Genomic DNA, 11972 nt, shown 5'->3' with positions numbered 1-11972 from the left:
GACGCAGTCGTTCGCAGCTGGCTATTTTGACCAGGCGGCGGCACATCCATGGGTCATGCGTTAGCCTTTGCGGCTAGGCAGCTTCGTCACGGAACCGGTGCCAGGGGATTGCTCGGACGCGAATTCCGTGTCGAATTGGGACGAGACCGGAGCCTTGTTCGCTTGAACGTTTTGGCCTTTGCGGGTCGTTCCGTTTTGCTTGTTGTTCGGCATGTGTTGCACCTCCCGATCTTAAAGTGGAACAGCGTAAATAGGTTTCCGATTGCGGCAGCGAACTATGCCGGAACGGCACTTGAAAATAACGGGCAAAAAACCGCCTGCAGCCATGGAACGCTGCAGGCGGTTTTCAATGTTGCGTTTGGGTACGCGATCAGTTTTCGCCTTTGGCTTTTAGCTGCGCGAGCAGCTTGTCGCCTTCGACGTCCAGATTGGGCAGGAGACGGTCGAGCCACTTGGGCAGACGCCAAGCGGCGTTGCCGAAGATCGCCATGACCGCGGGGACGAGGGCCATGCGAACGATGAAGGCGTCGACGAGGATGCCGACGGCAAGGGCGAACCCGATCTGCTTGATCATGATGTCGGGCGCGAATATAAAGCCGGCGAATACGGATACCATGATGACGGCGGCGGCGACGACGACGCGGCTGGCCTGCTCGTAGCCGTGCACGACGCCGTCGATTCCTTTATGCCCGTGAACGTAGGATTCGCGCATCGAGCTGACCAGGAACACCTGATAGTCCATGGCCAGGCCGTACAGAATGCCTGTCACCAGAATCGGCATGAAGCTGAGCAGCGGTCCGCCGGTGTCGAAGCCGAACAACGAATGGAGCCAGCCCCATTGGTAGACGGCCGTCGTGATCCCAAACGTGGCGAGTACGCTGAGCAGGAAGCCGACCGTCGCCTTGATCGGCACGATGATCGACCGGAAGACGAGCAGCAGGATGATCAGGGACAAAATCACGATGATGACGATATAGACCGGGAACGCCTCCGCCAGCTTGGCGGACATGTCGATGTTGATGGCGGTGAAGCCCGTGACGCCGAGCTTCACGTCGCTGGCCTTCGCGATCGGCGAATCGGCGTCGCGGAGCGCCTGCACGAGATCCTTGGTCGCGTCGTCCGTCGGTCCGGTCGTCGGGATCAGGCTGATGATGCCGATGTCGCCGGCTTCGTTCACGCCCATCGGCGAGACGATCGCGACGCCCTTCTGCTGCTGGAGGCCCTGAACGATCGCGCCTAGCGTCTCCATCGTGATCTTGCCCGATTCGGCGCGCGGCTCGGCGACGAGCAGCAGCGGTCCGTTGTAGCCTTCGCCGAAGCCGGCGGAGATGGCGTCGTAGCTCTGACGGGCGCCCGTGTCCAGGTTCGCCGTCGCGCCGGACGGAATGCCCATTTTCATCTCGGCGACGGGTATCGCGGCGAAGCCGAGGACGACGATGACGAGGACCACGACGAGCCAGCGCGCCTTGACGATGCCTTTGACCCAGGCGTGCGCGAATCCGTGCTTTTCGGAAGCGGAGGTTTTCTTTTTGGCGCGCGCCTTGGCCGTGCAGATGCGCTCGCCGATGAGGCCGAGCAGCGCAGGCAGCAAGGTCAGGGCGATGAGCACGTTGACGAGGACGGTCGCCGCTGCAACCAATGCCATGGCCGACAAGAACGTGATGCCGATGACGAGCATGCCGCACAGGGCGATGATGACGGTCAGCCCGGCGAAAAAGACGGCGCTGCCGGCCGTGCCGACCGCCCGGCTGGCGGCTTCGCGCGCGCTTAAGTCCTGGTCGAGAATCATGCGACGCTGCCGGTTGACGATGAACAGCGCGTAGTCGATGCCGACCGCGAGTCCGACCATAAGCGCGAGTACCGGCGTAATGTCGGTCATCGTGATGAATTTGGAGAAAGCGAAAGCTGCGCCGACGCTAATCCCGACGCCGAGGATGGCGATCAGGAGCGGCAGGCCGGCTGCGACGACCGAGCCGAGCGTCATGAGCAGCACGACGGCCGCGACGACGATGCCGACCGCTTCGGTGGAGCCGATCGCGGGTTTGCTCTTCAGCGAGTCGCTGGGCAGCGCGGTGATGCCGGAGCCGCCCTGCTGGACGCTCTCCGCGGCTTCGATGATTTGATCCGGAACTTCTTCGGGCAGCGACGTCTGCTGTATGGTGAATTGGAATTGGAACAGCGCGACGCTGCCGTCCGCGGCGATCAGGACGCCGGGCACCGGCGCGCCGTCGATCATCATCGGCCCGTATGGCGCCGCTGCGGCGGCGGCTTGGCCGGCTCCGCTATCTTGGGACGCGTTCGCGGCGGCCTTGCCGTCCGCCTTGCCGTCCGTCTGGCCGTCCGCTTGGCCGCTTGCCTGGCCCGCCTCCGCCGAAGCTCCCGCGGCTGCCTGCTGGGCCAGCTCCGCCGGATTGATGACGTACTTGTTCGTGTAAACGTCATTCACCGCCTTTTGAATCAAGGCGCCGCGTTCCGCGGTATCGAGGCGTTCGCCCTTCGGCGCGGTGAACACGATGCTGGCTTGACCGCCGGATGCCGCCGGCAGCTCCTCGGCCAGCTGGTCCAGCACCTTTTGCGATTCCGTGCCCTCGATCTTCATCTCGGAGCTGACGTGGATGCCGTTCACGCCGAGCAGGGCGAGGACGACGGCAAGGATGACGATCCAGCCGGCGATGAACGGCCAAGGTTTGCCGTAGGCTGTCTTGCCCACTTTGTAAAGGAATGTCGACATAACAGGGGATTCTCTCCTTTATATATACGAAATCTGTGCGGAAAACCGAAGTTAGAAGCCTTGGCGCAAGTAGCTGAAAGCCGTGTCCAGGTATTGCTCGAACGTTATCGCATCTGGCGCATCGGCTGCGGGCTCGCCCGGCAGGAGCACCTTGAGACTGCCGTCGATGAGCGGCAGCATGACGCCGTAGGTCGCGCCGGCCAGCAGATGGGAATAGCTCTCCGGATAACGTCCGCCCGACAGTTCGCTTAAGATCGACTGCGCTTCGAATTGCAGCTTGCGAAGAACGATAAGAATGTAGGGCTCGAGCGTCGGCGCTTCCTTCGACATGGTCACGAGCGTGCGCAGCTTTCGGAACAGCTCCGCGGTCAGTCGCATTTTCAACAAGTGGTGCAGCGTATCGAGCGGATGGGCGTCCGACGGTATGGTGGCCAGCAAACGCTCCGGCTCGTGTTTTTCCTTGAAGGCGACGGTCGCCATGACGACGGCTTCCTCTTTGCAAGAAAAATGGTTGGCGAACGTTCTTCTCGAATAGCCGGCGCGCTGCGCGATATCGTCGACCACGAAGCCGTCCAGCCCGCGCTCCAGCGCAAGCTCGTAGGCCGCATCCGCCAGCGCATGCGCGGTCGCCTCTCTCTTCAGGTCGCGTAAATTTTGTTTGATCATCATATCGTCCTCGTTCGTACACCTCGTTTCTCTTATTTATATTATTGCCCAAAGGGCAAAGTTGCACAATGAGTAACGTATTACGGATTTGTGAACGCCAGCAGAGCAATCGTCGTCGGGATCCTCTCTTGATTTTTAATCCTTTGCGGCGACAGCGGGAAGGGACTATAATTTGGCCATTGATTTAGGAATCGAAAGCGACTGAAGGAGCCCTGTTCATGAACGAACATGCGACCGAACTTATCAAGATTGCGCCGGGATTTTGGTCGGCGTTGTTTCGCTTGGGGATTGCCGGCCGCGACGTGACCCGCGTAGCCGGATTACCGGATGCGATTATAAATGAATCGGCTGTCACCGCCGCCCAATATTTCGCCATCTGGACGGCTTATGCCGAACTCGCAGGCGACTTGGCCAAAGGAATCGTCGATCTGGCGACCGCGTTCGAAACCGCGCAGTATCCGCCAACCGTTCTGGCCACTTACCACGCCAGCGATTACCGGGATGCGCTGTATCGAACCGTTCGATACAAACAGTTCTGTCCGCCCGAGAGCCTAAGCATCCAAGAGGAAGGCGAGCGCTGCATGATCGACCTGGGCTGGTCGGATGCCGTTCTTGCCGGTCCGCCGGTATTGATCGGCGTTACCTTGGCCTATTTGCTGGAGCTCGGGCGCCGGGGCACGGGCCTGCGGTTGACGGCGCAGCGCGTCGAATTCGCGCAGCCGATGGGCGATGTGCGGACACTTGAAGCTTACTTCGGCTGTCCGGTCCGGATCGGCGCGAAGCGCGACCGTTTGACGCTGCGGCGGAGCGACCTGGATCGTCGCTTCGTTTCATTTAATGAAGAGATGGTTCAACTGCTGACGCCCGCCTTGGACCGTTCGCTGGACGAACGGCTGAGCGGCCGCTCCATGACGGATGCGGTCAAGCAAGAAGTGAAGCGCAATCTCGCAAGCGGACGTCTCGACGTACGAGCCGTCGCGAAGTCGCTGGGAGTCAGCGATCGCACGCTGCAGCGCCGGCTTGAGGGGGAGGGCACGGGCTTCAAGCAACTGCTGGCGCAAGCCAGACGCGAGCAGGCCTGCGCCTACCTGGCCGACCCGTCGCTCAGCATGAAGGAAGTCGCATTTTTGATCGGCTATAAGGACCAGAACTCCTTCTTTCGCGCCTTTCGCCGCTGGGAAGGCAGGACGCCGACCTGCTGGCGCGCCGATCATTCAGTCGCGCAGCATGCATCCGAGCGTTAAAGTTGGCGGGTTCGGCGAGCAGGTTGGCGCCGCCCGCTAGTTACCTGACGGGCCCGACGAGGTAAGATCATGGTTGCCCGGACCGCCGGCATGCTTGATATCATCGACGGCTGAATGAAAAGGAGATTGGCAGCATGGAATTGGGATTAAACCATAAAAAAGCATTAGTAACAGGATCCACGAAAGGCATCGGAAAAGCCATCGCAATCGAACTCGCCCAGGAAGGCGTAGACGTGCTCGTGAACGGACGCGAGCGCGAGGAGGTCGAGCGGACCGTCCATGAGATCAAGGCGCGATTCCCGTCGACCGCGCCTCGAAACGCCGCCGCCGACCTGACCGATAAGGAACAAAGAGAAGCGCTGTTCGAAAAACACCCCGACATCGACATCCTCGTCAACAACATGGGGATTTACGAGCTCATGCGGTATGAAGACGTGGACGACGACGTATGGGAGACATACTTTCGCACGAACGTGCTTGCCGCCAACGCCTTGACGCGATTTTATTTGCCGAAAATGCTGGAGAAAGCGTACGGCCGCGTGATCTTCATCGCGAGCGAGGAGGCGATCATGCCGTCGAGCCAAATGCCGCAGTACGCGATGACCAAATCGATGCTGCTGTCGCTGGCGAAAAGCTTGTCCAAACTGACGATCGGAACAGAGGTTACGGTGAACACGATCATGCCGGGTCCTACGCTCTCCGAGAAGGTGCATCGAATCATAGCGGGCATGTATCCGGAAGAGAATCTGTCATTTTCCGAAAAAGAAAAGAAGTTTATGGCCGCGAACCTGCCGCAATCCGAAATCCGGCGGTTTATCAAACCGATGGAGATCGGCAGGCTGGCCGCCTTCGTATGCAGTCCTTACGCGTCCGCGTTCAAGGGATCGCCCATCCGGATGGACGGAGGCATGGTTCCGACGATTTTCTAAGCGTTGGCAATGCGGCAACGATTAGGATCGGTCATCCGAATTGTCGATGCTATTTTTTGCGGCAGCGTCTACCGATCGGTTCTTTCGGCCCGCATGTTCTTCACAAGATATATATATCATGATATATTGTTATATATAAGGTGTGGAGGCATTGTTGGAAAGGGGAAGGAACCATGTCGAGCTCCATGTATGAGCAAATATACGAAAAGCTCCGGGAAGAGATTCGGACAGGCCATTACCAGGTCGGAGACCGCGTGCCTTCGGAGAAGGAGCTAGCGGAAGCGTATAACGTCAGCCGCATCACGAGCAAGAAGGCGCTGGAACTGCTCGCCGACGGCGGAATCATCGTCCGACGCCCCGGGCGCGGCTCATTCGTGGCGGATCCGGCTTCGAAGGCCGAGGCAGCTTCAGCGGCGCCGGGCAAGGGCAACGCGCGCGGAGGGATGCCGGGCGCAAGGCCGATGATCGGGCTGGTCATGACCGACTTCAGCGACAGTTACGGCACCGGTCTCGTCTACGGGATGGAGGAAGCTTCCAGGGAGCATGATGCGTTTCTCGTCCTGCGCCGCTCGTTCGGCATCCCGTCACTCGAGGAGAAAGCGATCCAGAGCATGCTGGAGCTCGGCGTAGACGGACTGATCATCTTCCCCGCGCAGGGAGAGTATTTTAACGCGGAGATTCTGAAGCTCGTCATCGACAAATTCCCGTTCGTGCTCGTCGATCGGCATTTGAAGGGGATATCCGCAGGGTCCATTAGCACGGACAACGTGTCCGGGGCGAAGCGCGGCATGGATTATTTGTTCGAGCTGGGGCACAAGCATATCGCGATTATCACTCCCCCGCCGACGGATACGACGGCGGTCGAGGACAGGATCGAGGGATACGTGCAAGCGCACGCGGAGAAAGGGATCGTCGTCGACCGCGAGCTCTGGCTCAGCGTCACGTCCACGCTTCCAAACGCCTACACGGAGGAGAATAAAGCCAAGGATATCGAGAAGATCAAGCGGCATCTGCTCGACCACCCGGAGATCTCCGCCTTCTTCGCGATGGAGTACAATCTAGCGCTGCTCGTCAGAGAAGCGGCCCGGCAGTTGAGCCTGGACGTGCCGCGGGACTTGTCGATCATCTGCTTCGACTGCCCGGACAACGGAAGCGGGTTCTCCTTCACGCACCTGCGCCAAAACCAAGAAGAAATGGGACGCTCGGCCTTCGAGAACGTGCTGCAACTGCGCGACGGCAAGACGGTTCCGCACAAAATCGCGCTCGAGGCGGAGCTGATCGTAGGCAAATCCACGGCTGTGCTGTCGCCGTCCGGGATCGAGCAGCTATCGCAAAAAGAATAGGCTGCAGATGAGCCGCATCAATCGAATGAAAACAAACAACCGTCAGGAAGACCGTGCCTGACGGTTGTTTGTATTTGCATGAAGGAAAAGTTCGAAGGTATTATTCACGACATTAATATATTAATATAAAATTTAATTGTTATTTTGATTATAATATATATTGACATATTATTTACATGATATTATACTCGATTTTGTAAGCGTTTCATAACGCAAGGAGGGAATAATGGCGCATGAATGTGACGAAGCTCCCGATCGAAGTTACGACAGTCGGACAGCGGCAAGCCCGCGCCGAGGCCGCCCAGGAAGAGCTGCTATACAACTTTTGGAACGAGAAGCTCGGGATCATGAACCAACTGGCTCCGTTCGAACCGGATTGCAACGATCATTTTATTTACTGGTGGCATGCGCATGTCGTCGACGCGCTCGTTGACGGCTACGAACGCACGCGCGACGCCGCTTACTTGGCACGGATCGATCGGGTCGTCGAAGGGGTCCGCCGATTGAACGGGAGCACGCTACTGCACAATTACTATGACGATATGGAGTGGATGGCGCTAGCGCTGCTCCGCGTGTACGACGCGACCAGGCAGGAGCGGTACCGGACAGACGCCGGCGTGCTCTGGTCAAGCATTCGGACCGCCTGGAACGGGCATATGGGCGGCGGCATGGCATGGAAAAAGGACCAGCTGGATTACAAAAACACGCCGGCTAATGCCCCGGCGGCGATCCTGGCCGCGCGCCTCTACCAGCGGTTCGAGGATCCGGCAGATTTGGCTTGGGCCGTGCGGATCTACGAATGGACCAAAGCCAATCTCGTCGATCCCGCCACCGGCTTCGTCTGGGACGGCATGAATCGGCTCGGCGACGGGAAGATCGACTACGACTGGCATTATACATACTGCCAGGGCGTGTTTATCGGAGCGGGTCTGGAGCTGTACCGCTGCACCGGGAACCCGGACTACCTGAAAGACGCGGTCCGTACGGCCGACACCGCGATCGAGCGGTTCGCGCAGCCGGATACCGGGCTCCTCCCGAACGAGGGAGAGGACGACTGCGGACTTTTCAAAGGCATTTTCGTCCGCTACCTGCACGAGCTTCTGAAGCTTCGCCCGGAGCGCCGCGACATCCGCGAGCTGCTGCTGCGAAATGCGAATGCGCTGTGGGACGCCGGGCGCAGCGAGCGAGGACTCATCAGCCGTTCTTGGACGTCGCCTGTGGAGCCGAAGGTTCAGCTCTGCGCCCAGCTGAGCGGGCTGATGCTGCTCGAGATGGCCGCCGCGCTTCCTGCCGGCAGTATCCGCGCGGACGAGACGAATGCTTGACGACAACTAGAGAGGAGGCTGGCAGATGGAGTTATCGCCCGCTACAAAGCAAGCGCTTACAATTTTAGTGGACCGCGTCGCAGCCGCAACGCAAGCGCATCCTAAGCTGGCCCGCATCTTTCAAAATGCGCTGCTGAACACGCTGCAGACGACGGTTCGGCGGATGGAGGACGGCACGACCTTCGTCATCACCGGCGACATCCCCGCGATGTGGCTGCGGGACTCGGCCGCGCAGGTCCGGCCGTTCCTCGCGCTCGCGGCCGAGGCCCCCGAGCTTGCCGACATGATCGAAGGGCTCGTCCGCCGGCAGACCGACTGCATCCTGCAGGACCCGTATGCGAATGCGTTCAATGACGGTCCGACGGGGAAGGGGCATCAGGCCGACCGCACCGAGATGAGCCCGTGGCTATGGGAGCGCAAGTACGAGATCGACTCGCTCTGCTACCCGGTCCAACTGGCCTACCTGCAATGGAAAAACACCGGGCGGACCGCCCACCTCACGCCGTCGTTCGCGGAGGCGGCCAGGCGGATTCTTGCGGTCTGGCGCACGGAGCAGCATCACGAATCGCAATCTCCGTACCGCTTCGAACGAACCGATTGTCCGCCCACCGATACGTTGACCCGGGACGGTCGGGGCGCGGCAGTCGGCTACACCGGAATGACCTGGTCCGGCTTCCGTCCGAGCGACGACGCCTGCACGTACGGCTATCTGGTGCCGGCGAATATGTTCGCGGTCGTCGCGCTTCGGCAACTCGCGGAGATGGCGAGGGAGGTGCTCGGCGACGAGCGGCTGGCCGAAGAAGCCGCTGCGCTGCTAAGCGAGATCGACGGAGGCATCCGCGCGCACGCGATCGTGGAGCATCCGAAGCACGGCCGCATTTTCGCCTACGAGACGGACGGCTTGGGCGCGCATGGCTTGATGGACGACGCCAATGTGCCGAGCCTGCTCTCCATCCCGTATCTCGGCTATGTCTCCGCCGAGGATCCAATCTATGCGAATACGCGACGATTCGTCCTTAGCTCCGACAATCCTTACTATTATGAGGGAACTGCAGCCCGGGGCGTCGGCAGCCGGCATACGCCGGAAGGCTATATCTGGCATATCGCGCTCGCGATGCAAGGTCTCACCGCGACCGACCGGACGGAAAAGCTGCGACTGCTGCTCCTTATGGCCGACACCGATGCCGGCACTGAGATGATGCACGAAGGTTTTTCGGCGGACGATCCGACAGTCTATTCCAGGCCTTGGTTCTCCTGGGCGAACATGATGTTTTGCGAGCTGCTCATGGACTACTGCGGCATTCGCGTCGCCGTGCACGACCGCGAGGTCCGCGCATAGCAGGCCACGGGTTTCAGACGGGGAACACGCCCTCGTATTGAGATAGCAAGTCCGATGATAAAAAAGGGAGGCTTCACGCATGAAAAAATGGATCTCGCTTATGGCTATCGCAAGCATCTCCGCAGCAGCGCTCGCAGGCTGCAGCGGCGGCTCATCCGGAAATGACGACGCCAACGCCAACCCTTCCTCTACCGCAGCTTCGTCCGCTAGCGAGCCTGCCGGCAAGACCTCGGGCAAACCCGTCGAGCTGACATTCTGGGGCGACTGGAGCGGCGAAGGCCAGAAGCAGTTCGAGACGATGGTCGACGCCTTCAATAAGTCCCAAGACCGCATTAAGGTGAAGTATGTCCTCCAGCAGGATATGATCACGAAGTTTCTGACCGCGGCCACCTCCGGCGGCTCGCCCGACATCTTGTTCTGGGACCGCTGGCGCACGTCGCTCTACGCGCCGAAAAACGTGCTGCACCCGCTTGACGAATTCCTGGCCAAGGACGGCGTCAACAAGGACGACTTCTACGGCGAAGCCCTGAAGGAACTGACTTACAAAGATCAATTGTACGGCTTGCCGCTCACCGTCGATGCGCGTGCGTTGTTCTACAACAAGAAGCTGCTCGCCGACGCGGGCGTAGCCAATCCGCCGACGAACTGGCAGGAGCTCGAGGACGCCGCGATCAAGACGACGAAGTGGAACGGCAGCAAGCTTCAGGTCGCAGGCTTTTCGTTGGGCGACGCGGGCTTGTTCAACATGTATCTGCAGCAGGCGGGCGGCACGATGCTGACCGACGACGGCAAGACAAACTTCAACAACGACAAGGGCAAAGCCGTGCTCGACTATTGGGATCGTCTGCTGAACCAAGACAAAGTGTACAAAACCGGCTTCGAGCAAGGTCTCGGCGAATCGACCGACGCGTTCGCGACGGGCAAGCTCGCGATGACCTACAATGGGCCCTGGATGCTGACGACGTACAAGAAGTACGGCAAAGACCTCGACTTCGGCGTCGTGCCGCCTCCGGCCGGACCGAACGGAGACAAAGGAAGCGTCATGGGCGGCTTCGGACTCGTCATTCCGGAAGGCTCCAAGCATCAACAAGAGGCGTGGGAATTCATCAAGTGGTGGACGGCGAACAAGGACAACGCGCTCCTGTGGGCCAAGACGAGCTTGAACATTCCCGGCTTCAAGCCGGCGATCGAAGACGCGTTCTTCCAAGACGATCCGTTCTGGAAGCCGTTCCTCGAGACGCTGGAGATCGCGAAGATCCGTCCGACGCACCCGGGCTACTCCGTCATGGAAGGCGACGCGCTTATCCCGAACGTGCAGCTGTTCCAGCAAGGCAAGCAGAGCGCGGAGGATACGCTGAAAAAAGCGCAGCAGCAAGGCGACAAGTTGCTGCAGGATAACGCGGTCGTCGAGTGACGAAGAGGGAGGGCGACCTCCCTTTTCTCTGTCGCGGACGGCACGGCCGCACGAATTCGACCGCCCGATCCGAAAGGAGGAGCGCCAATGGCTTCCATCAGCAAACTGAACCGCCATCAGGCCAGAACCGCATACCTGTTCATCGCGCCGACGATTCTCTTATTCGTGATCTTCACCGTCGTTCCCGTCGTCATGGCGTTTTATTTCAGCTTCACGAATTATGACGTAGTCAAAAACCGCGATTGGGTGAACTTCGACAACTACAAGCGACTGCTGCACGACGACCTCTTTTGGACCACCTTCAAAAACGTCGCGTATTATACGGTTATTTTCGTGCCGCTCAACATCCTGATCTCGCTCGGCATCGCGATGCTGCTCAACTTCCGGCGGCTGGGCATCCGGCTGTTCCGCACGATGAACTACATGCCGACGCTCACTTCCGCGGTCGCCGCGGCCACGGTATGGGTATGGCTGCTCCATCCGGAGTACGGCCTCGTGAATACGTTGCTCGGCTATGTCGGCATTACCGGTCCCGCCTGGCTCGCTCAGACGGAGACGGCGATGCTGTCGATCATTCTCGTGACGCTATGGCAGTCGATCGGCTCGAATATGATCATCTATATCGCAGGCCTCCAGGGCGTGCCGGATTATCTCTACGAATCCGCGAAGCTCGACGGCGCGAACGCGCTCCAGCGGTTCCGCTATATCACGTGGCCGCAGCTGCGGCCGACGACTTTTCTCGTGAGCACGATGTCGATCATCGGCGCGCTGCAATTGTTCGACCAGGCGTTCGTGCTCACCCAAGGCGGTCCGGGCAACGTCACGAAGACGCCGGTCTACCTCATCTACCAGCAAGGCTTCAATCAATTGCAGATGGGATATGCTTCGGCGCAGGCATTCATCCTGGCGCTCGCGATCCTGATCTTCTCGATCGTCAACATGCGCTTCAACAAATCCGAAGAGTCGGTCGTATGAGGAGGG

General features: G+C 59.7%; 10 protein-coding genes. 7 read left to right on the top strand and 3 right to left on the bottom strand.

The genetic code is table 11. From position 1 onward, the window contains the following. Positions 1-60: 60 nt before the first annotated feature. The 3 genes from BM235_RS31955 to BM235_RS05365 form a co-directional block, all read right to left on the bottom strand. Positions 61-213 (bottom strand): hypothetical protein, encoded by a 153-nt coding sequence (locus BM235_RS31955; RefSeq protein ID WP_158543905.1) that lies wholly within the window; start codon positions 211-213, stop codon positions 61-63. A 157-nt stretch (positions 214-370) separates the two neighbouring features. After that, on the bottom strand, positions 371-2731 hold the full coding sequence (locus tag BM235_RS05370) for an MMPL family transporter (RefSeq protein WP_090110291.1): 2361 nt from the start codon (positions 2729-2731) through the stop codon (positions 371-373). Positions 2732-2782: 51 nt separating this feature from the next. Continuing rightward, the gene (locus BM235_RS05365; protein WP_255374067.1) at positions 2783-3400 is read right to left on the bottom strand and encodes a TetR/AcrR family transcriptional regulator; all 618 of its coding nucleotides are present in this window, start codon (positions 3398-3400) and stop codon (positions 2783-2785) included. 215 nt (positions 3401-3615) lie between these two features. Here BM235_RS05365 and BM235_RS05360 point away from each other — a divergent pair, with 215 nt between their 5' ends. The 7 genes from BM235_RS05360 to BM235_RS05330 all read left to right on the top strand — a co-directional run bounded on the left by BM235_RS05360 (position 3616) and on the right by BM235_RS05330 (position 11966). After that, positions 3616-4641, top strand: coding sequence for a helix-turn-helix domain-containing protein (locus BM235_RS05360; protein WP_090110286.1), 1026 nt, complete (start codon positions 3616-3618; stop codon positions 4639-4641). Between the two features lie 134 nt (positions 4642-4775). Continuing rightward, positions 4776-5570: an SDR family NAD(P)-dependent oxidoreductase gene (locus tag BM235_RS05355; RefSeq protein WP_090110284.1), complete on the top strand. Its 795-nt coding sequence runs from the start codon at positions 4776-4778 to the stop codon at positions 5568-5570. A gap of 173 nt (positions 5571-5743) precedes the next feature. Continuing rightward, entirely contained in the window at positions 5744-6913 is a 1170-nt protein-coding gene (locus tag BM235_RS05350; RefSeq protein WP_255374065.1) for a GntR family transcriptional regulator, read from the top strand. A 233-nt stretch (positions 6914-7146) separates the two neighbouring features. Then, entirely contained in the window at positions 7147-8238 is a 1092-nt protein-coding gene (locus BM235_RS05345; RefSeq protein ID WP_090110231.1) for a glycoside hydrolase family 76 protein, read from the top strand. A gap of 25 nt (positions 8239-8263) precedes the next feature. Beyond that, entirely contained in the window at positions 8264-9577 is a 1314-nt protein-coding gene (locus BM235_RS05340; RefSeq protein WP_090110229.1) for a glycoside hydrolase family 125 protein, read from the top strand. A 79-nt stretch (positions 9578-9656) separates the two neighbouring features. Then, positions 9657-10991 carry an ABC transporter substrate-binding protein gene (locus BM235_RS05335; RefSeq protein WP_090110227.1) on the top strand — a complete coding sequence of 445 codons (1335 nt, stop codon included), beginning with the start codon at positions 9657-9659 and terminating at the stop codon, positions 10989-10991. 87 nt (positions 10992-11078) lie between these two features. Next, a complete protein-coding gene (locus BM235_RS05330) occupies positions 11079-11966 on the top strand; it encodes a carbohydrate ABC transporter permease (protein WP_090110225.1) in 888 nt (295 codons plus the stop codon). Positions 11967-11972 lie beyond the last annotated feature (6 nt).

Origin of the sequence: Cohnella sp. OV330 (assembly GCF_900112065.1) — a bacterium.
GTDB lineage: Bacteria > Bacillota > Bacilli > Paenibacillales > Paenibacillaceae > Cohnella.
The sequence above is the reverse complement of the archived record's forward strand: the minus strand, read 5'-3'. Positions and strand labels throughout refer to the sequence as shown.